Origin of the sequence: Thalassospira marina (assembly GCF_002844375.1) — a bacterium.
In the GTDB taxonomy this organism is placed as follows: Bacteria; Pseudomonadota; Alphaproteobacteria; order Rhodospirillales; family Thalassospiraceae; genus Thalassospira; species Thalassospira marina.
The window spans coordinates 2,610,843-2,632,201 of the sequence record NZ_CP024199.1; the positions used below are offsets into that span (position 1 = coordinate 2,610,843).

Below are 21,359 nucleotides of genomic sequence, written 5' to 3' on the forward strand. Positions count from 1 at the left end.
CGATAACAGGACCAACACAGAATGGACTTTTCCTTCCTCTCAGAACTGGGTGCCAGAGACGTTTTTGATCTGGTTGTGGTGGCGATTGTCCTACTGTCGGGCCTGTTTGCATTCTTTCGCGGCTTTGTGCATGAAAGCCTTTCCATGCTGGGCTGGGTTGGTGCCGGTGTTACGGCCCTTTATGGCTATCCGGTTGCCCGCCCCTATGTCCGCGAACTGATCCCTTCCCAACTGATTGCCGATCTTGCCACGGGCATTGGCCTGTTTGTGCTGTCCTATCTGATTTTTTCCTTCATCAGCGGGCGCATCGCAAAGGCCGTGCAAAATTCCGGGCTTGATAGCCTTGATAGCACCCTTGGCTTCATTTTCGGGCTGGTGCGGGGTGGTCTGGTGGTGTGTATTGCCTATCTGGCCCTGTCATGGCTTATGCCCCCTTCACAACAACCCGAATGGGTGCAAACCGCGCGCACCCGCCCGGTTTTGCAGGAGGGTGCCTATTTGCTCAAGGCTGCCATGCCTGATGCGCTGTTTGACAATACCGCCGAAGAAATCGCCCGTACCCAGCGCGAGGCCGATGCACGCGATGAAACCTACCGCAAATTGCTGGGCCCAACGCCAAAAGCCAGGGAATCCGCGCCAATTGAGGGCTACACCCAGGAAGAAATTGATGCCAAAAACCGTTTGATCGATGCTGTAACCCAGCAATAGTTTTTGGCAGCACCACCTTCGCGCGGTGCACAAAATGATTTTAAACAGCATTGGCAGGCACCTGACCCGCAAAAGGTTCTGGACCAAACCCCCAAAAGCGTTATACAACGCCCTCGCGCGAAGATATGGATTGCCCCTGGTGGTGATCCCCAACGAGTGAGGCGTCGGGATTTCGTTAACGCGTGCGGCATCCGATAGACGCCACCGGCGAGAGAGCGGAACCCACTCATGCTGACCACCAACCCATTTGATGACGACAAGCTACGCGAAGAGTGTGGCGTATTTGGCGTTTTTGGCTCGTCCGATGCGGCAGCCCTAACGGCACTTGGCCTTCATGCCCTTCAGCATCGCGGCCAGGAAGCGGCCGGTATCGTTGCCTACGATGGTTCTGACTTTCCCGCCCACCGGGCGTCAGGCCAGGTTGGCGATATTTTCGGATCCCAGGACGTAATCGAAAGCCTGCCCGGCCATCGCGCCGTTGGCCATGTGCGGTATTCCACCGCAGGCGGCAAAGGCCTTCGCAATGTGCAGCCCCTGTTCGCCGATTTTGAATTTGGTGGCCTGGCGATTGCCCATAACGGCAACCTGACCAACGCCCTTGCCGTGCGTGACCGTCTTGTGCGTCGTGGCTCCATTTTCCAATCCACGGCCGATACCGAAGTTTTCATTCACCTGATCGCAACCAGCCTTTACGAAAAGATCGTCGATCGCCTGATCGATGCACTGCGTCAGGTCGAAGGGGCGTACAGCCTGGTAGTCATGACCCAGAAAAAGCTGATCGGTGTGCGTGACCCGTTAGGTGTGCGTCCGCTGGTGCTGGGCAAACTGCACGACTCCTACATCTTTTCATCGGAAACGGTTGGCCTTGATATCGTTGGCGCGGAATTCATTCGCGACGTCGAACCGGGCGAAATCGTCGAAATCACCGATGAAGGCATTCGTTCGATCAAGCCGTTCAAACCGGTCAAATCGCGCTTCTGCATTTTTGAACATGTTTACTTCGCCCGCCCCGACAGCATTGTCGAAGGCACAAGCGTTTATGACGTGCGCAAAAATATCGGCCGCGAACTGGCCCGTGAATCCGCCGTTGATGCCGATGTTGTCGTTCCGATCCCCGATTCAGGCGTGCCTTCCGCACTTGGTTATGCCGAAGAATCCGGTATCCCGTTTGAACTGGGCATCATCCGCAACCATTATGTCGGCCGGACCTTTATTGAACCGACCGACCAGATCCGCCACCTTGGCGTGAAGCTGAAACACAACGCTAACCCCGGCAAGCTGAAGGGCAAGCGCGTTGTGCTGGTTGATGATTCCATCGTGCGCGGTACGACTTCGACCAAAATCGTTGAACTGGTCCGTCAGGCCGGTGCGGCCGAGGTGCATATGCGTATCACCAGCCCGCCCACAGCCCATCCTTGCTTCTATGGTGTTGATACACCGTCGAAGGAAAAGCTGATGGCGGCGAACCACAAGATCGACGAAATGGCGAAAATGATCGGCGTTGACAGCCTTGCGTTCGTCAGTATTGACGGGCTTTACCGTGCAACCGGCCTTCCGGGCCGTGATGCCGAAAACCCGGCTTTCTGTGATGCCTGCTTCACCGGCGATTATCCGATCCGCCTGGTGGATCACACCGCCGAAGAAAACAAAAACCGCAAGCTTTCACAGCTTGTTGAAAGACGTACTGCATGAGTGCGCAAAAGCGTCTTGAAGGCAAGATTGCACTGGTTACCGGGGCATCGCACGGCATTGGCCGTGCGATTGCCAAACGCTACGCCGCCGAAGGTGCCACCGTCATTGCGCTGGGCCGCAATGTCGGCGCGCTCGAAGAACTCGACGATGAAATCCGCGAAGAAGGCGGCAAAGCCGTTCTTCTGCCGCTTGATCTGACGATGTATGAAAAGATCGATGCGATGGGTGCGTCGATCTATGAACGCTTTGGCAAGCTTGACATCGTTGTTGGCAATGCCGCCGTTCTGGGCGAACTGGCACCGGTTGGGCATATTGATACGCAGATGTTTGAAAACACCTTTGCTGTCAATGTCACCGCCAATTTCCGCCTGATCCGCAGTGTCGACAAGCTGTTGCGTTTTTCCGATGCCGGCCGCGCCATTTTCCTGACTTCCGGTGCATCGGCCAATGGCCGGGCCTATTGGGGGCTTTATGCCTCGACCAAGGCCGCGCTTGAATCCCTGGTGCTGTCCTATGCCCAGGAAATGGAAGACACCAAGGTTAAGGTCAATCTGGTTAATCCGGGCCGCATCCGCACCACAATGCGTGCAACCGCCTATCCCGGTGAAGACCCGCAAACCCTGCCGACTGCCGAAACCATCACCGATATTTTCGTTGATCTGGCAGCCGATGATTGCAGCCATCACGGCGAAATCCTCAAGGCTTGATAAGAAGCCTTTTGCGTTTCACTGCTGCAGATACACAAAACGGGCCGCTTTGTTGGCCCGTTTTATTTTTGGCATCTATCAAGCAAAACCAAACCGAAACCTATTCAGCCGTTTGCATCCCCAGCCGCGAAAGAACCCACCGTTCGGCAAAAACAACCAGCTGGTAAAACACGACAGACAAAATGACTGACAGCACAGCCACCGTCCAGATCATGCCGTAATCCATATAGCCACGGGACTGGTTTAACAAATTGCCCAGCCCCCTGCCCGTCGCCAGCCACTGCGCAATCATGACACCCAATAGCGCGCGCGGCACTGTCAAACGGGTGGCAGCAAACAGATAGGGCAATGATGCCGGGATCGTCACCATGCGCATTTCCTGCCAGGCCGATGCCCCATAAGCCCGCGGCACATCACGCGCGCCCTTGGGCACCAGGGCAATGCCCTGTGCCAGCGTTACAAAGGCAGGAAAGAAGGTTACCGAAATCGTCACCCACAATGTCAGCGACGTTCCCCGCCCCAGCAACAGCACCAGAAGCGGCGTTAACGCCACCAGCGGCATTGTTTGCGTGACCAGCGCAACCGGCATCAGGGCATTTAAGATACGTGGGTAAAGCCGTGTGGAAATTGCCAGTACAAACGCCACAGCCAAGCCCGCAGCCATCCCGGCAAAGGTAATGGGCAATGTTTCGGCAACTGCCTGCCACAGACGCCCCTGCGCATTTGCCGACGATGGTGCATAAAACAGATAATTCACCACCCCCAACGGGGTTTTCGCAATCATATCAGGTACGGATAACAGCCGGATAAACAACCACCACAACCCAAACGGCAAGGCACATGCCCCTGCCAGCAAGGCAATGCGGGCAAACGGCCCCTGTGCGCCAATCTGGCTATCGGGTATTGCCGTATTCATCGTAACAGCCCGGCTGGCCCCCAAAAACCGCTCCGATAACAGCGCAAAGACCAGATAGCTTAACCCGGCAATCAGGGTAGCAAGCAGGCCAATACCCCATAAACGGTCCGGTTCGGCACGGCCAAGTGACCCCAGCAAATAGGCGCCAAGGCCCCAGCGCCCCCCGCCACCAAATTCGGCCAGGATGGCCCCTAAAACCGCATTGGGGGCTGCCACACGAAAACCCGACAAAATGGAAGGCACAGCACCGCGCAATTGCACCAGGCGCATCACCGCCCAGTTTCCCCCACCATAGGCTCGAACAACATCGATTGCACGGCTGTCAGCCTGGCTTAGGCCAATGACCGTGGCCGTCATGGTGACAAAATAAACACCCAGTGTCGCCAGCACGACACGCGGCGTCATTCCCGACAGAGTCAGAGTCAGAATTGGGGCAATGGCAATGGGTGGCAGGGCAAAAATGGCAATATTCACCCCGCGCCATAACCGCAGGGCCACCGGTGACATGGCAAAAATAATACCCGCTCCAACCCCCAACAGATTGCCAAAAACAAAACCCAGCCCCGAACCGTAAAGGGTCGCCATAATATGCTGGGGGTAATCCGCACGATCCACCCACAGCCGGATCAGAATTTCGGAAAAGCCAGGCAGCGCCCCACCCGCAACCAGATCAAGCCTGCCAACGATTTCCCAAATCACCAGCAGGCCAATCGTCGCGACAATGCCCTTCAAGTGCCCGTCCTTATTCAACGACATGCAGCACCTCGGCGACTTCATCACACATCTGGTGAAATTCGGGGTCGGAAAACAGCGTTTCATCACGCGGCCGGTCAAAGGGCACATCAATAATCGCGGCAATACGCCCCGGTTTCGAATGCATCACAACAATGCGGTCTGCCAGAAACACCGCCTCGTCTATCCCGTGCGTTACCAAAAGCGCGGTTGCGCCGGTTTCGGCCCATATGCGTTGAAGCTCCAGGTTCATTTGCCGACGCAAAATCTGGTCAAGCGCGCCAAACGGTTCGTCAAGGAACAGAACCTTGGGATGCGTCACAAGGGCCCGCGCAATGGCAACGCGCTGGCGCATTCCGCCCGAAAGCTCGCCCGGCAGCGAATTTTCAAAACCTTTCAGGCCAACAAGGTCGATCATCGCCTGAACCTGTTCCTGATGGTCACGGGGTTTACGGCCCAAAACCTCCAGCGGCACTTCGATATTTTTGCGCACGCTGCGCCAGGGCAACAATGCAGCATCCTGAAAGGCGACACCGGTCAAGCCTGCCCGGCTGGCATCACGCGGGGCCTGCCCTTCAAGCAGCACTTCGCCGCTATCGGCATTTTCAAGGCCAAGGGCGATACGCATCACCGTGGATTTGCCACAGCCCGACGGCCCGATAATTGCAGTAAAAGAACCAGCCGGGCAGCTCAGGGATACATCCCTGAGCGCCTCAACCGTTTTGCCACGGCCCCGAAAGGTTTTGCTGAGCGCAGAAAGCTTAATCCCGTCGGGGGCCATGATCAGATCTCCTCAAGCAGCGTGGTATCAAACATGTCCCGCGTGCCTTTAATGCCGATCTGGCCCAGCGCGGAAAGGCAGGCTTCAATATCGTTTTCCGACATGCTGAAAACGCCATTCGGGCTTTCAATCAGCGGCTTTTGCGCTGTGTTGAAATAAACTTCGTTATCAATGGTCCGGCCCGTACCTTTAAACCAGCTATCTTTCCATTGCGGCGGATAAACCGCCGGGTCCGCCAGGTTTTCCGTCCATCCCTTGCGCGATGCCCGCAGCCATGCCACCAGTTCCTTGCGTTTGGATTTCAGTACTTCTTCCGTCACAACAACGGTGTCGTTGAAAATGGTAAAGCCAAAATCATAAAGCAGGAAGGAAGTGGCTTCCTTGCCCTGCTGAGAAATGGTGTAGGGAACGTTGGTGGTGAAATCCAGGCTGGCATCGATCTCACCGCGCAAAAGCGGCGTCGGGTCATAGGCATAGGGCACAATATTCACATCAGCCTTGTCGATGCCATTCATCTTAAGCATGGCTTCAACCGAAATCACATTGACCGGTGGCACCGCCAGCGTTTTGCCAACCAGATCGGCTGGCTTGGTGATCGGGTTCGATTTCAGCGACACAATGCCAATCGGGTTTTTCTGGTATTGCGCACCAATAATTTTAAAAGGTGCGCCCTGTTCGGCAATCGCCTTGATGGTTGTATCAGGTGTCGTCAGGGTCAAATCCGCACGATTGGCAATGATCGTGCTTTCCGGGATCACGTCAGGCCCACCTGAAACATATTCAAGATCAAGCCCTTCATCGCTGTAATATCCCTTGTCCATCGCAAGGAAATATCCCGAAAATTCGGCATCATTGATCCAGGATGCCTGCATCACAAATGGCGATGCGGCCCGTGCGCCAAACGGGCGGAATGACATGGCCGAAGCCGCAACCCCTGCCGCCGCGACGCCCAGAAAATGGCGGCGATTTAAACGTAACGTCATCGAAAGTCTCCTTGATATGGCGTTCAGGCAAGACCCTGAATGCGCTGAAGCTCCTGAAGGGGGGGCGTTTGCTCTATTTGTTTTGGGTCCAGAAGCGGCCATTTCACGCCGCTGGGACGTTTGGCTCTGCGGCCAATTTCATGCATGCAGGTTGGTGTCGCGATACGGTCGACCAGAATATCGGTTTCGGAAGGCTGCAACTGGTCCTGGACCACCTGCACATCGTGAACAACCGCCGTAACCGGCGTTGCCTCGTCCACCAGGCCAAGGTCGGTAAACATGCCCCATTCCAGATCAAAGAAACCATGCCCCTTGCCGAAACGAACCCCGTTAACCGACACCGCCGATGCTCCGGTCACCATGAAATCAAACCGTGCACGCCGCGCGATTTCCTCAAGCGTGATCGGGCGACCGAAATGCTCCATACCATCCAGCCAGGAGGCGTAAAGGGCCGCCCCTTCGGGCACCATTCCTGGCTCGATCAGCAAAAATCCGCGATAAATGCCATAGGTGGACATGACAAAGGATTTGCCATCTTCGATCATGCGACGGCGCAAATCAGCCAAGCAGTTATCAGGCGTAATGAACGCAAATTCAGACTTCTGATAGGCTTCCTCTGCCACAACCCGGTCAACTGCGGCTTCCGATCCCTCAAAATCCGGGATGACCTCCGCGAAATTCAGATGAAACCGGGTATCCGGTCTGGCTACGTCATGCAGCTTGGTCCATATTCTTTCGCGTATCACCTTGGAGGTTGACATTTTGCAATCCCGCATCGTTTCATTAATCAGCGTTTCACTGTTTCAAAAATAAGAAACTGTTGTTTCAAACGTCAAGCAGAATTTGTCACGCCCCCAATCTCAAGGGACTAAAATGGCCTCGCGACTTATCCTTAGAATTCACGAAAAACAGGCAAAACTGACCAGCGCGGAAAAGAAGATTGCGCAGGTTATCCTGGAAAATCATGATATTATTGAAACACATACGGCAACCGAGCTTGCCAATATGGCCGGTGTTTCAAAGGCGACGACGGCACGTTTTTTTCGCACCCTGGGCTATGCCGATTTTGAAGAAATACGGTTGCAAGCACGCGATGAACGCAACCGAAAACAACCCTATCGTCAAACAGTTGTTTCAAACGCACCAAACGTTTTGGGCCGTTCCATTGGTGATCATCTGGAACTTGAATTACGCAATCTGACCCGTTCTTTTGAAGAACTCAGCTCGCACAAGCTGATTGAAACCGCCGAAATTTTATCATCAGCACCGCGCATCTGGTTTTTGGGTTTTGGCGCCGAAGATGGTGTGGCCCGAGTCGGTCGTGCCATGTTGTCGCGGCTGCGCCACGATGTGCATTATATTTCCGGCATTGGCGAGGATTGGTCCAGCGACCTGGCAATGGCCGGTCCGCGCGATGCCCTGGTGCTGTTAACGCTTGATACACGGCCCAAAATCATGCGGTCGATCATCTCCTATGCCCGCACATCACGCATGCGCATCATCACCATCACCGCACATGGATATGAACGCCAGGCTTCGCGCTTTTCCGAGGTTGTCCTGCCCTGCCATGTCGCGAATTACGGCCTGCTGCCCACCCACGCCACCATGCTGTCCATGTTGCGCTTGGTTGGCATCACCTATGCGGGCAAACATCCCGAAGCCGTTAAACAGCGTGCCGAAACACTTGATGCCATCATCGAAGAACTCGACATGATGGAATGAAACAACGGCGCACGGCCCCCATTCGAGCGACTGCCCGTCAATAAGCCGACCAGAAACGAAAAAGGGCCGCCAAATCGGCAGCCCTTTTTTCTGAAATCCTTATCCCCGCCGCTTCTTTTTGGCATAGGGGTTATCGCTGCTGCGCAGGAAGATACGGATCGGAACGCCCGGCATATCAAAATCGTCACGCAGGCCATTAATCAGGTAGCGCGTGTAGCTTTCCGGCAGCTCCGCCGCCTTCGAGCAGTTGATAAAGAAGCTTGGCGGACGCGATTTCGCCTGGGTCATGTACCGCAGACGGATACGACGGCCCGAAATAACCGGCGGCAAATGGCGTTCGGTAATCGCTTCAAGCCAGCGGTTAAGCTGCGAGGTCGGGATGCGGCGGCTCCAGATATCATAAATATCCAGAACGGTCGGCATCAGGCGGTCCGTTCCGCGCCCGGTCAGGGCCGAGAATGTCAGGATCGGAATACCACGCGCCTGGGCAAAGCTGCTATCAAGCTTGTCGCGCAGGGCCTGCATCACACCGGCCTTATCAACGACCGAATCCCATTTATTGACCGCGATAATCAGCGCGCGGCCTTCTTCAAGCACCATGCGGGCAATCGTCAGGTCCTGCTTGTCGATGGTGTTGGTGGCGTCAAGCATGATGACAACCACCTGCGCATAGCGGATCACGCGCAGCGTATCGCCCACCGAAAGCTTTTCGACGCGATCATCGATCTTCTTTTTACGGCGCATACCCGCCGTATCGACCAGACGGATCGGGCGCCCTTCATAGGACCAGTCCACCGCAATGGCATCACGGGTCAGGCCAGCCTGCGGGCCGGTCATGACACGGTTTTCACCCAGAAGCTGGTTAAGAAGCGTTGATTTACCCACATTCGGGCGGCCAACAATCGCCAGCTGGATTTTGGAATTATCGCGAAAAACGGTCGGCTCGTCGCCTTCGTCTTCTTCATATTCCTCGTCATAGCTGATTTCAAAGGACGGGAATTTCTCGCCACCACCCTCGGTCGCGGCCGCAATCTCGGCCTGCCAGGCAGCATCTTCGTCTTCGTCGTCATCTTCAAAATCGGCGTCAATCGCACTGATATCGCCCTGCTGGCGCGCCTTGCGCTGCTTGTCGCGATATTCTTCCCAATGCGGCAGCATGATATCGATCAGCAATTCCATGCCTAGGCCGTGTTCAGCCGAAATCGGCGCAACATCGCCCAGGCCAAGGCCATAGGCCTCGTAAAGGCCCGGGTCCTGGTCGCGGCCTTCATGTTTGTTGGCAATCACATATACCGGCTTTTTGCGCTTGCGCAGCCAGTCGGCAAAATGGTTGTCCAGCGGGGTCAGGCCCGCACGGGCATCAACCAGAAACAGCGCCAGATCGCATTCATCAAACGCCATTTCACTTTGCTGGCGCATTTTGCCTTCGATCGAATCATCGAATGCTTCTTCAAGGCCTGCCGTATCGATCACCTCGAAATGCATATGGCCCAGCCGCGCCTTGCCATAACGGCGGTCGCGCGTCACACCGGGCTGGTCATCGACAATCGCCAGCTTCTTGCCAACCAGGCGGTTAAACAGGGTCGATTTCCCGACATTCGGGCGACCGATAATGGCTACTTTCAAGGACATCTGACTACAGACTCTTTATAAAAACGGCGATGTGCGCCACGATAAATATCGGTGGCGCACCCGCAAAAAACAGGGAAAGGCAAAGCCCTTCAAATCATATAATGGTCAAGACCCTAGCGATAGGCAACCAGCGTCGCGTTCGCTGTCAGGAAATAGAGCATATCCCCGGCAACAACAGGCGGCAACGTAACCGGTCCGGGCAGGGTATCGGTCCCCAGCACCTTTCCATCGTAAGGCGAAATCGTTTCCACCTGGCCCTGCTCGTTACCGACGATCAAACGATCACCCGCCAGAACCGGTCCAGTCCAGACCATCGCCTCGCTCTGATCTTCGGGATCAACATAGCGCGGCAAAGTCGACACCCATTTAACCCGTCCCGAGCGCCGCTGCAAGGCAATCAGGTCGTTGGTATTCGATAGCAGGAATACATAATTGCCGGCCACCCAGGGTGACTGGATGCCGCCTTCTTCAAGTTCCCACAAACGCACACCGGTACGAAGGTCAATTGCAACCGTCAGGCCGGAATTGCTGGTGGCAATAACGAGATCATTATCGATCACCGGCAAACCGCGAATATCGGCAATTGCCGAAACCGCATCGGTCCGCCCGGCAGACGCCAGCGTATCAGACCAGATCACCTGGCCGTTTTCCACACGCAGGGCATAAAGCTCGCCGGTGCTATAGGCGGAAATCACAACGCCCTGGTCAACAGCCGGACTGGCCCCACCAATAAAGGTTGCCCCTTCGGACGCACCACGGTGGTTCCACAGGATTTCCCCGCTATAGGCATTCAGCGCCACGGTCTGGTTATCAACCGTGATCACGAAAACGCGGCCACCGCGCACCGTCGGCGCAGCGCGCATCGGTGCGGTAAGGGTGGTGCGCCATTTGACTTCGGCAGTCGCCGCATCAATGGCAACAACTTCAGCAAAGCCGGTGGTCGCATAAACCATGCCATCGGCATAGGCCAGACCGGAGCCCAGAAGGGTGCTGTCACCTTCCTGGTCCGGGGCAATATCCACATCCCAAATCTGCTTACCGGTTTTCGCACTAAAGGCGCGCACTTCGGCGTCGGCATCAATGGTAAAGATCACGCCCTTGGCAACAACCGGCTGGTTTAACAGCAGGTCTTCATCAAGCGAACCGGTGCCAATGCTGCTTGACCATTGCTGCTTCATGGTATCGTTATCAAATGCCAGATGCTGCAACGAATGGCTTGGAACACCGCCATTCTGCGGCCAGTCTTCCTGTACCTGCGGCTGGGGCAGAACAACCTTCTGATCCGTCAGGCCGGGGTCAGGCTCAATCGTGCTTTGCAGGGACAAAACGGCAAGGCGCTCGCCCGGAAGCGGCGGCTCTTCGGATTCACCCATCCAGCTGGAACAGCCGGAAACAAGAACGGCAAGACCCAATACACAAAAAGCGGATTTAAAACGGTCCAGACGGTGTAATTGCAAAACCATATCCTTTAATCCTGTCCCGGCAGGTATCCAAAAAGATGAGCAAACGCTCCAAGGCAAATCAGGCCTTGATCGCCTTCAGAAGTTCGCTGGCACGGCCGCGCATGTCTGCCGGTGCCGTTTTATCATCGGCAAGTTCGGTCAGAAGCGATTTTGCCTCGTCCTTTTTACCGGCTGCAATATTAAGAACCGCCATCATCTCGCGGGCCGAGTGATACCAGGTATTTTCCGGCACAGCTATCGGCTTCAAACGTGCGATCAGGGCATCGGCATTGTCCGCAGTGCCGCTATTCATGGCAATCTGCACAACAGCCAGATCACGGTAAACCTTGTCAACGTCGCTATCTGAGGCAATCGCCTCAAGCTCGGTCACAGCCTTTGCCGTTTCGTTCTGGCTCAGGAAAATGCGGGCCTTCTGGAAATGGCCCAGCGCGACAAAGCCGTCATCGCCCTTGGCAATGATGGTGTCAAACGCATCAAGGGCAGCCTGGCTTTTATCCGGGCCAGCATTGACCAGTTCCAGCGCATTGGCAAAGCGCGTACCGTTTTCAATACGGGTGGAATGCTCATAACTTTTCCAGCCCTCGCGACCCGCAACGCCCAGAACAATAACGGCTGCCACGGCAACAACCACCTTGCCGTATTTGCGCCAAAGGCGCTCTGTGCGCTCGCGCTTGAGGTCTTCTTCGACTTCCTGGAAAATATCGACCACGAAACCCGCTCCAATTCGATCAAAATAAAGCGGGCACCTGCCCGCCAGTCAGAATAAAATGACGGCAAGGATTTAACGCGCCACTGCCCAAGGGGTCAAGGGCGCTGCGCAGTTCAGGTGCAATTTAACCGCACCGGGGGCGAAATTGGCCGCTTTTCACGCAACCTGCGGGCAAATCGGGGCTTTCCCGGCAATTTTTTCACCCTGCACGCGCGCTGAGCGCCCAGCCTTGACGCTTGCATAAACACGCCGCTCGCAATTATTGCCTGCCAGCACAACATAAATAACCGCAAAGCAGCGGATTCCGCCCGCAACACCCATACTGGCGCAACAGGCAATTTAACCGGCACAGAACTTGCTTTGTTTGCTATGAAAGTTTTGGGGAACAGATCATTGCAACCGTAACCCGGCAAAATTGTCCGGGATGCATAGGGGTAGAACCGCATGAAGGCGACATTTATGCACGCAAACCAGGCGCAAGCCCGCCATGAAGGCCCCCTGCATGGCATTGCAAGGCGCGTGCGGGGCTGTGCGGTTGGCGTAACAATGCTTTCTGCGTTTTCCGGTCTTACTGCCTGTGCTGCCTTTGACGACACGGTTGCCACCGCTACCGGGACGGATCTTTTGACTGCGACACAATGGTATATCGCCCTTGATGTCGTCTCGATCATCAATACCGACAAAACCATTGTCGATCATATCGTTTCCATGTCCACCGGGCGCGATTGCTCCACCGTGCGATCAAGCATGGGCGAGCCCTATTGCAAAACCGACCCGATCCCCGAACCACCGCTTTACTGCTATCGCAGCCTGGCCGCTGTTACCTGCTATGCCACCCCGGACCCGTACAATACCGGCAAACGCCCGATTGACTGGCCCCCCACACGCGGGCGCAGCCTGTAAGGCGCCCGTCGCACCCGATTATGCCCCAGTCAAACCGCTAACGAAGTCGTGCAATCCCGGCACGCAGTCCCCAAAACACCTTTGCATCCTCCCGGCATTTAGCCTGCCCCTAAGTGGCGTATGCCCCTCGCCGCCTGCCTGCGATGGTGGCGGTTGCGGACACATTTGCAAATTTCCGCCCCCAGCCCATGGCAATAATTGCGTAAATGACCGGAAATTTACCAGCATGCCCGGCTTTGCGGCTTGAGGGGCCGTGCAAAGCGCGCTACCGTATTGGGGTGATTGTAAATCTTAAATGACAATCGGCCTTTCCACAGTCCGGAGAACGGCATGGGAACACTTCTGAATCTGGCGCAATACCGCAAAGGTAAAACTTTCGTCCATTTCAATCGGGCCGAACTTCAAAAACTGATGAATATCTATTCCCGGCAGGTGGCGGGTGGTGCGTGGCGTGATTACGCAATCGACCAACTTGATGGCATGGCCATGTTTTCCATGTTTCGATCCACTCACGAAAGTCCACTTTTCGCCGTGATCAAACTGCCCGCTGACCAAAAAAATGCCGGGCAATATCTTGCCCTTCACAGCGGCGTTAAAATCAAACAAAGTTCACAGCTTGAAACCATCCTGGAGGCGATTGAAAAACGCGCCAGCAAGGTGGTTCCGCTGTTTAAAAACCGCTAACAAAACCGGTCCCGTTGATGCGAAATTTCCGTTCTTACTGCCTTCCGCCCTGCCCGTCACACCTGTCTGGCAAACCTTTTCGCATGCTGATGCTTGTCGGTGTTGTTGGCGGTTTCGCCACAATGGCCGACATCACCAGCGCCCGGGCAGATTACAAGGAAGGTTACCTTGCCTATAAGGCGGGTAATTACAAAAGCGCGCTTCAACAATGGCAGGACGTCGCCAATAGCGACCCGCGTGCAGCCTATGCACTGGGGCTGATTTATTATCGCGGCAAAGTCGGCCGCACGGATTACGACAGTGCTGCAAAATGGTTTGGCGTGGCGGCCCGGGCCAATCACCCCAATGCCCTTTATTATATGGGGCTGCTATATCTTAATGGCTGGGGCGTTTCCTATGACCAGTTCAAAGCCACAGATTTTTTCAAACGTTCGCTGGATGCCAATGGTGATAATGCCGATGCCGCCTTCCTGCTGGCCGAACAATACATGCATGGCCGGGGTGCGATGCAAAATTATGTCGACGCGGCGCGCTATTACCTGAAAGCAGCCCAAATGGGCATGCCCGCCGGGCAATATATGATCGGGGCCATGTATGAACGCGGCTGGGGTGTTAACCCTGACCTGTCAGAAGCCTATTACTGGCTGCGCCTTTCAGCCCTGAAACCAATCAACACCCCACCAGGAACCGAGCTTGAGGCAGATCCCGGCAAGGCGATTGCCCTGTTGGAACAAAAACTGCGCCCCGAGGAAATCCGCCGGGTAGAAGACCGGCTGGGCACCAGCATTCACTGATGCCGGTCTGCCGCCGTCCCCGTATGGCGCCACGCAATGATAACGGCGCTAACATTGTTCTTGCACCATGGCGACGCTTAAGCCCCGAACACTTCAAAGAAAAAGGCCTTCGGGATCACCTCCCGAAGGCCTCGATGCTTTACCGGCAAAGGCGGCTTTAATCAGCTGAATGCCTCGTCCCAGGTGCCACGGGTGGCTGCCTTGGAATATTCGGTTGCGCGGTTTTCAAAGAAGTTGGTGTGCTCGACCGCATTCAGCATCGCATCCATCCACGGCAGCGGATTATCCTCGATGTGGTAGGTCGGCTCCAAGCCCAACTGGGTCAAACGGCGATCGGCAATATAGCGGATATACTTTTTGATATCATCCGGCGTCAGACCTTCAACGGCACCCGCCTCAAACGCCAGATCAATAAAGGCATCTTCGTGGGTCACGATGGTCTGGCAGGCTTCCAGCAAATCCGCCCGCATCGCATCATCCCAGATTTGCGGATTTTCGCGGGTAAAGGTCTTGAACAGGCGAATGACGCTTTCGCAATGAAGGCTTTCATCACGCACCGACCATGTCACGATCTGGCCCATGCCCTTCATCTTGTTAAAGCGCGGAAAGTTCATCAGCATGGCAAAGGATGCAAAAAGCTGGAGGCCTTCGGTAAAGGCACCAAACACAGCAAGCGTCTTTGCCATTTTGCGCATGCCGTCTTCGGTCAGGCGCAAATCACCGCGTTCGTCGGTATATTCGTCTTCAGGGGCGATACCCCAAATCTGCATGTAATCGTATTTGTCCTTCATTTCCTTGTACTGGAAGAAGGCTTCATACTCTGCCTCGGGCATACCGATGGTATCAAGCAGGTGCGAATAGGCCGCAACATGGATGGTTTCCATGTTTGAGAAGGCCGCCAGCATCATCTGTACTTCGGTCGGTTTGAACACACGGGTGTAATGCCGCATATAGCAGTTATTCACCTCGATATCCGACTGGGTAAAGAAACGGAAAATCTGCGTCAGCAGGTTCCGTTCCGCATCGGTAATCGTGTGGTTCCAATCCTTGACATCATCGGCCAGCGGCACTTCTTCCGGCAGCCAGTGAATCTGCTGCTGGGTCAGCCAGGCTTCATAGGCCCAAGGATAACGAAATGGCTTGTAGACCGGGTTTTCGGTCAGAAGGTCCATGGTTTTTTCTTCAGTCATTTCCGTCTCTTTTCCGCAGGGGCCTTATTGGCACGCAAGGCATTCTTCATATTCGGTTTGCGATCCGCCGTCCTGCGCGGCAAGGGCACCGCCCGCAGCGCGGGCCGCGGCCAGAACGGCGTCGATGTCAAGCTCGGCCGCCTTTTCCTTGCGCGGCACATTGGCAACGACTTCGGCACGCTGGATCGATTTCGACCGGCAGTAATAAAGGCTTTTCACGCCTTTTTTCCATGCCTGGAAATGGATCTGGTGCAAATCGCGCTTATGCACGTTTGACGGCAGGAAAATGTTCAGCGACTGCGCCTGGTCGATCTTCGAGGCACGGTCACCGGCCAGTTCGATCAGCCAGCGCTGGTCAATTTCAAACGCGGTTTTAAACACGTCCTTTTCCAGATCAGACAGGAAATCAAGATGCTGGACCGATCCTTCATGCACCGTGATCGAGGTCCAAATCTGTTCATTATTCTGGCCTTTTTCCTCAAGCACCTGTGCCAGATACTTGTTGCGCACGTTAAACGACCCCGACAGCGTCTTGTGGGTATAGGAATTGGCGGCCATCGGTTCGATCCCCGGCGACGCGCCGCCACAAATGATCGAGATCGATGCCGTCGGCGCAATCGCGGTTTTGTTGGAAAAACGTGCTTTCATGCCATATTCCTGCGCATCGGGGCAGGAACCACGCTCGTCAGCCAGCTTTTCGGATGCCGCATCAGCCTGCTTTTGGACATGATCAAAAATCTGGTTGTTCCAGACCTTGCTCATCACGCCTTCAATGGGAATGCCCTGTGACTGCAGGAACGAATGGAAACCCATCACACCCAGGCCGACAGACCGTTCACGCATTGCCGAATATTTCGCGCGAGCCATGCTGTCTGGCGCATTTTCAATGAAATCTTCCAGAACGTTATCAAGGAAGCGCAGCACATCTTCGATGAATTGCGGCTCGTCCTTCCAGGTCAGGTAATGCTCAAGGTTAAGCGATGACAGGCAGCAAACTGCCGTGCGGTCCCCGCCATGCTGGTCACGGCCAGTCGGCAGCGTGATTTCAGCACACAGGTTCGATGTTTTAACGCTCAGCCCCGCCATTTTGTGATGCTGCGGCACCGCACGGTTTACCGTATCGATAAACAGCATATAGGGCTCGCCGGTTTCCACGCGCGAGGTCAGCAGGCGGATCCAGAGCGAACGGGCCGAAACCTTGCGAATGACATGGCCATCTTTCGGCGATGTCAGGGCCCATTCCTCGTCATTTTCAACGGCGCGCATAAAAGCGTCCGAAATGGCAACGCCCTGGTGCAGGTTCGGGGTTTTACGGTTGGGGTCACCACCGGTCGGGCGACGCATTTCGGCAAATTCTTCGATTTCCGGGTGGCTGACCGGCAGGTAAACCGCTGCCGACCCACGCCGCAGCGACCCCTGGCTGATCGCCAGCGTCAGGCTGTCCATCACCCGGATAAAGGGCACAACACCGGATGTTTTGCCGTTTTTGCCAACTTTTTCACCGATGGACCGCAAATTCCCCCAATAGGAACCAATGCCGCCACCGCGCGCCGCCAGCCATACATTTTCCGTCCACAAATCAACAATGCCGGAAAGATTATCGTCTGCTTCGTTCAGAAAGCACGAAATCGGCAGGCCACGGGTAGTACCGCCATTCGACAGAATCGGGGTTGCCGGCATAAACCAGTGCTTTGACATATAGTCATAGATGCGCTGCGCATGACCGGCATCATCGCCGTAATAGCTGGCGACACGGGCAAACAGGTCCTGATAGCTTTCGCCGGGCATCAGATAACGGTCAGTCAGGACGGCCTTGCCAAAATCGGTGAGCAATTCGTCACGTGTACGGTCAACAATAACCCGCGCGCCTTTTTCATGCTGCACGACATCTAGCATTTTCATGCTGGTATCCCTCAAACTATGCGTTTACCGGCCATTACCGATACGTCGCCAAAACGATATGCGACGGGCCACACCAGCCACCTTTATGACGCACAAATACCCATCCGTCCGCGCACATATGCCGCAGACGACAAGCCATTCATACCAGATATGGTGGTTTCTTACGGGTGTGTTCCCGTGTCCCTTTTTATTTGCGAGGCAAGTTTATGCATATTCCAGACTGGTTTGAAAACACTATATCTGGTGTTCGGGCTTAATTTTTTATCCATTGATTGTATCAATTTTGTTGCAAGCCCGGATATCCAATGATTCGGGCGCTATCACCAAAACCAGGCTGAAACGGTCAAGCGAAACATCGAAAAAACGCACACACGGCTTTCGCACACGTTCCGGATCGAAAAACCACCAAACCCGCAACCATCGGGCTATCAAATTGCGTAAAATCGCTTATTCCGCTTCGAAAAATACGTCTTCGATTCGACATTCAAATATCCGGCCGATCCTGAATGCCAGCGGCAAACTGGGGTCATAGCGCTGCTTTTCAATGGCATTCACCGTCTGGCGTGACACATCAAGCAACCCCGCCAGATCAGCCTGGGACCAGCCACGCACACGGCGCAGTTCGGCAATACGGTTATTCAACGATACCTCCGGTTTGCCAATACAAGCCCCAGGCACCACAGCACACCCATCACCGGCCAAACTGCAAACATCGTAATATCGGGTGCGCCCACATTTTGTAAAAATCCGTAAGTCAGGCTAATCACCGCCGTCCCGGCAAAGGCAAAACCAAGGGCCTCCAACTGGATCTGACGCTGCATTTCATCTAGCCGGCGCAGCGCGCGCAACACAACCCAGCACATGCCAATACAGGGCAACATTGGCAGCACCGCCACCACAGCCCGCAAGGCATCGTTTTGCACATAAACGGCTAACAGCCAGATCGACAGCATCAGCAACACAAAATACACCCCCAGCGCCCCCAGAAACTCTATCAGATATTGCCGTTTTGCCTGCTCCATAATCCTCATCCACCATGTAAAGCATCCTTTACATGGTGTTTTGCACACAGGACGACACATGTAAAGCACCCTTTACATCACCGGCCACAAAAAAGGAGCCCCGATGAGGCTCCTTTCCGGCAGTTTTCCGGGCAGGCATGCGGGGTTGATCCTCCCGCACATGCCCGCGAAACCAGGCTATTTGTTATTATCTGGCAATTTATAGGCCATCACATAATCCCCCGGCTTGGTACCGATGGAGCCATGCCCACCCGCAACAATCACAACATATTGTATGCCATCATCGGTGGTGTAGGTCATGGGGGTAGATTGACCACCAGCAGGAAGGCGCGCCTCCCACAGCTGCTTGCCGGTTGTCAGGTCATAGGCGCGGAAAAAATCATCCACGGCCGCACCCAAAAAGGCCACACCACCGCCCGTAATCATCGGGCCGCCAATACCTGGCACACCCAGTTTGATTTTCAGGGGCAAGGGCGTCATGTCGTAGACAGTGCCGTTTTTATGCTTGTAGGCAATTTTGCCATCGCGCAAATCGGCCCCGGCAACATAACCCCAGGGCGGTGCCTGGCAGGGAACACCAACCGGTGACAGGAACGGACCCATGCTAACGGCGTAAGGTGCGCCTTCATTCTGGTTGATGCCCATTTCACTGGCTTTTTTGGAACCCTGTGGCGGCACCTCATCACGCGGGATTAATTTGGAGGTAAAGGCCAGATAGGTCGGCATGCCAAACATCACCTGGCGTTTTGGGTCCACCGCGACACTGCCCCAGTTAAAGGTACCGAAATTACCCGGATAAATCAGCGATCCCTGCAGGGATGGCGGGGTATAGCGCCCTTCATAGTTCAACCGGTGAAACGCAATGCGGCAAGCCAACTGATCAAACAGGGTAATGCCCCACATATCATGCCCGGTCAGTTTTTCCGGCATGAAGGTCAGGTCTGAAACCGGCTGCGTCGGGGCTGTATGGTCCTCGGGGATGGCACCACCGGGTGCTGCCTTTTCCCGTACCTTGATCAAGGGTTCACCCGTGCGACGATCCAGCACATAGATATCGCCCTGCTTGGTCGGGCCGACCAATGCCGGGGTTTCGTTGCCCATTTCGTCGGAAATATTGATCAAAACCGGCTGGGCGGGCACATCCATATCCCACAGGTCATGATGCACCGTCTGACGTACCCATTGAACCTGCCCGGTTTTCACACTTAGCGCCACGATGGAGGATGAAAACTTCTCGACATTCTCGCTGCGATTCATGCCCAACTGGTCCGGCACCTGGTTGCCCAGCGGGATGTAAACCATGCCCAGTTCTTCATCGACGGAAAAGACCGACCAGCTATTGGGGGAATTGGTTGTGTATTTTTCGCCTTCCTTTAAGGGTTCGGTTTCCGTCGGGTTACCGGAATCCCAGTTCCACAGCAATTCACCAGTATGGATATCAAAGGCGCGGATGACACCCGACTGTTCCTTGGTCGAATAATTGTCATTCACGGCACCGCCAATAATGATTTTGCCATCAACGGCAACGGGCGGTGATGTCGAATAATAATAGCCCGATGGCTTGTGGGGCATATTCTGTTCAAGATGGAGCGTGCCGTTATCAGCAAAGCTTTCACAAACACTGCCATCCTTGGCATCCAGCGCAATCAGACGGGCATCTGACGTTGGCAGGTAAACCCGTTCCGCACAATGGTCATCTGCCGTGGCATTCTGATCAGCATAATAAGTAACACCCCGGCAGGTCTGATGCTGGCGATCGGAATTCATGCCAACCTTGGGGTCGAATTTCCATTTTTCCTTGCCGGTTTTGGCATCAATCGCCACGGCCCAACTATGCGGGGTGCATAGATAAAGGGTATCGCCCACCTTAAGCGGCGTCACCTGATAGGTCGTTTCCGGCACGTCTTCGGACTGACGAACGTCACCTGTTTCATAACGCCAGGCTTCGCGCAGATCGCCGACATTTTTAACATTGATCTGATCAAGCGGCGAATAACGCTGCCCATATTGCGTGCGACCATACTGGTGCCAGTCCCCGGCGGGAATTTTGTTTCCCATGTCAGGGTTTTGCGCCACCACCTTGTCATTCAGGCGCCCATTAATCGCCGTTGAATCACTGACCATCGAGGCAACAGCCGCAACGATCGTGATAACAACCGCCATACTAAGGCCGATTGTGCTGGGTACTTTGCCTGTCGCGGCCCCATTTGACGGGCTTGCCAACCCGCGACGCACCCAGGGTGTTAACAGCCACAAACCAAGCAGCACCGGCACACCGCCACGCGGCGCCAACTGCCACCAGTCCAGCCCAACTTCCCACATCGCCCAGATCAGGGTGCCGATCAGGAAAATTGCATAAAACCATAATACCAGCGGCTTGCGGCGATGCAGCAGCCATGACGTCACCCAAAAGGCGATCCCGGCAATGGCATAATACCAGCTACCGCCCAGCACAATCAGCCATGCGCCGCCAGCGGCAAGCACAGCACCGATCAATGCAAAGACGACAACGCTCAGCAGATTAACCATCTTCTGTTCCATTTCGTTTTGCAGTTCGGCAACGCACCTTTTTTTAAAACCCGGCCCGGTCCAATCAGGTCATCAAGGGCAGCAAAGGCACGTTACGCAAATTCAGGGAACACCCCGCCCCCATTTTCGGGCCTGCGGGTTTTCATCACATCAAAGCCATTGCCAATCGCATCGCAACGCCACCAGACAACAGATTGAATAGCGGGAAATCAGGCCGATTAAAGCCGTACGGCCAGCCCCAACAGATGGAATGAAAAATGTGTTTAATTCCAAAACGCAAAACGGTTCGG

Annotated in this window: 19 protein-coding genes; 7 read left to right on the forward strand and 12 right to left on the reverse strand. The window is 55.0% G+C overall.

Features of this window, described 5'->3' with window-relative positions:
- Positions 1–21 precede the first annotated feature (21 nt).
- The 3 genes from CSC3H3_RS11905 to CSC3H3_RS11915 all read left to right on the forward strand — a co-directional run bounded on the left by CSC3H3_RS11905 (position 22) and on the right by CSC3H3_RS11915 (position 3,107).
- Complete coding sequence (locus CSC3H3_RS11905) at positions 22–708, forward strand: CvpA family protein (RefSeq protein ID WP_101264403.1); 687 nt, start codon at positions 22–24, stop codon at positions 706–708.
- 228 nt (positions 709–936) lie between these two features.
- Positions 937–2,400, forward strand: a complete 1,464-nt coding sequence (gene purF / locus CSC3H3_RS11910) for an amidophosphoribosyltransferase (RefSeq protein WP_101284945.1) — start codon at positions 937–939, stop codon at positions 2,398–2,400.
- Positions 2,397–3,107 (forward strand): SDR family NAD(P)-dependent oxidoreductase, encoded by a 711-nt coding sequence (locus tag CSC3H3_RS11915; protein ID WP_101284946.1) that lies wholly within the window; start codon positions 2,397–2,399, stop codon positions 3,105–3,107. The genes purF and CSC3H3_RS11915 overlap by 4 nt, the downstream gene beginning before the upstream one ends.
- Before the next feature lie 100 nt (positions 3,108–3,207).
- On the opposite strand, the gene CSC3H3_RS11920 is transcribed toward CSC3H3_RS11915, so the two are convergent.
- From CSC3H3_RS11920 to CSC3H3_RS11935, 4 genes are read right to left on the reverse strand one after another with little or no spacing between them, the layout of a single operon-like run.
- Positions 3,208–4,779, reverse strand: coding sequence for an ABC transporter permease (locus CSC3H3_RS11920; RefSeq protein ID WP_215907491.1), 1,572 nt, complete (start codon positions 4,777–4,779; stop codon positions 3,208–3,210).
- Positions 4,766–5,536 (reverse strand): ABC transporter ATP-binding protein, encoded by a 771-nt coding sequence (locus CSC3H3_RS11925; protein ID WP_101284948.1) that lies wholly within the window; start codon positions 5,534–5,536, stop codon positions 4,766–4,768. The genes CSC3H3_RS11920 and CSC3H3_RS11925 overlap by 14 nt, the downstream gene beginning before the upstream one ends.
- Before the next feature lie 2 nt (positions 5,537–5,538).
- Positions 5,539–6,519, reverse strand: a complete 981-nt coding sequence (locus tag CSC3H3_RS11930) for an ABC transporter substrate-binding protein (RefSeq protein WP_101284949.1) — start codon at positions 6,517–6,519, stop codon at positions 5,539–5,541.
- Between the two features lie 23 nt (positions 6,520–6,542).
- A complete protein-coding gene (locus tag CSC3H3_RS11935) occupies positions 6,543–7,280 on the reverse strand; it encodes a 5-formyltetrahydrofolate cyclo-ligase (RefSeq protein ID WP_101264409.1) in 738 nt (245 codons plus the stop codon).
- A 112-nt stretch (positions 7,281–7,392) separates the two neighbouring features.
- Here CSC3H3_RS11935 and CSC3H3_RS11940 point away from each other — a divergent pair, with 112 nt between their 5' ends.
- Complete coding sequence (locus CSC3H3_RS11940; protein ID WP_101284950.1) at positions 7,393–8,241, forward strand: MurR/RpiR family transcriptional regulator; 849 nt, start codon at positions 7,393–7,395, stop codon at positions 8,239–8,241.
- A gap of 99 nt (positions 8,242–8,340) precedes the next feature.
- Here the strand turns inward: CSC3H3_RS11940 and der are convergent, their stop codons facing one another.
- The 3 genes from der to CSC3H3_RS11955 form a co-directional block, all read right to left on the reverse strand.
- The gene (gene der, locus CSC3H3_RS11945; protein ID WP_101284951.1) at positions 8,341–9,873 is read right to left on the reverse strand and encodes a ribosome biogenesis GTPase Der; all 1,533 of its coding nucleotides are present in this window, start codon (positions 9,871–9,873) and stop codon (positions 8,341–8,343) included.
- A 113-nt stretch (positions 9,874–9,986) separates the two neighbouring features.
- Positions 9,987–11,336 carry an outer membrane protein assembly factor BamB family protein gene (locus CSC3H3_RS11950; RefSeq protein WP_245881099.1) on the reverse strand — a complete coding sequence of 450 codons (1,350 nt, stop codon included), beginning with the start codon at positions 11,334–11,336 and terminating at the stop codon, positions 9,987–9,989.
- Between the two features lie 58 nt (positions 11,337–11,394).
- Entirely contained in the window at positions 11,395–12,045 is a 651-nt protein-coding gene (locus tag CSC3H3_RS11955; RefSeq protein ID WP_101284952.1) for a DUF2659 family protein, read from the reverse strand.
- A 459-nt stretch (positions 12,046–12,504) separates the two neighbouring features.
- Between CSC3H3_RS11955 and CSC3H3_RS11960 the strand changes: the two genes are divergently transcribed.
- From CSC3H3_RS11960 to CSC3H3_RS11970, 3 genes are all read left to right on the forward strand, one after another.
- On the forward strand, positions 12,505–12,948 hold the full coding sequence (locus CSC3H3_RS11960; protein ID WP_215907492.1) for a hypothetical protein: 444 nt from the start codon (positions 12,505–12,507) through the stop codon (positions 12,946–12,948).
- Between the two features lie 330 nt (positions 12,949–13,278).
- On the forward strand, positions 13,279–13,632 hold the full coding sequence (locus CSC3H3_RS11965; RefSeq protein WP_101264414.1) for a DUF2794 domain-containing protein: 354 nt from the start codon (positions 13,279–13,281) through the stop codon (positions 13,630–13,632).
- An 83-nt stretch (positions 13,633–13,715) separates the two neighbouring features.
- Positions 13,716–14,426, forward strand: a complete 711-nt coding sequence (locus CSC3H3_RS11970; RefSeq protein ID WP_101284953.1) for a tetratricopeptide repeat protein — start codon at positions 13,716–13,718, stop codon at positions 14,424–14,426.
- A 161-nt stretch (positions 14,427–14,587) separates the two neighbouring features.
- Here the strand turns inward: CSC3H3_RS11970 and CSC3H3_RS11975 are convergent, their stop codons facing one another.
- The 5 genes from CSC3H3_RS11975 to CSC3H3_RS11995 all read right to left on the reverse strand — a co-directional run bounded on the left by CSC3H3_RS11975 (position 14,588) and on the right by CSC3H3_RS11995 (position 21,081).
- Positions 14,588–15,616 (reverse strand): ribonucleotide-diphosphate reductase subunit beta, encoded by a 1,029-nt coding sequence (locus CSC3H3_RS11975; RefSeq protein WP_101264416.1) that lies wholly within the window; start codon positions 15,614–15,616, stop codon positions 14,588–14,590.
- 24 nt (positions 15,617–15,640) lie between these two features.
- Entirely contained in the window at positions 15,641–17,512 is a 1,872-nt protein-coding gene (locus CSC3H3_RS11980) for a ribonucleoside-diphosphate reductase subunit alpha (protein WP_101286212.1), read from the reverse strand.
- Between the two features lie 453 nt (positions 17,513–17,965).
- On the reverse strand, positions 17,966–18,160 hold the full coding sequence (locus CSC3H3_RS11985) for a helix-turn-helix transcriptional regulator (protein WP_101284954.1): 195 nt from the start codon (positions 18,158–18,160) through the stop codon (positions 17,966–17,968).
- Complete coding sequence (locus CSC3H3_RS11990; protein WP_101284955.1) at positions 18,157–18,540, reverse strand: hypothetical protein; 384 nt, start codon at positions 18,538–18,540, stop codon at positions 18,157–18,159. Before CSC3H3_RS11990 ends, CSC3H3_RS11985 begins: the two co-directional genes overlap by 4 nt.
- A 177-nt stretch (positions 18,541–18,717) precedes the next feature.
- Complete coding sequence (locus CSC3H3_RS11995) at positions 18,718–21,081, reverse strand: glucose/quinate/shikimate family membrane-bound PQQ-dependent dehydrogenase (protein ID WP_245881100.1); 2,364 nt, start codon at positions 21,079–21,081, stop codon at positions 18,718–18,720.
- Positions 21,082–21,359: the final 278 nt, after the last annotated feature.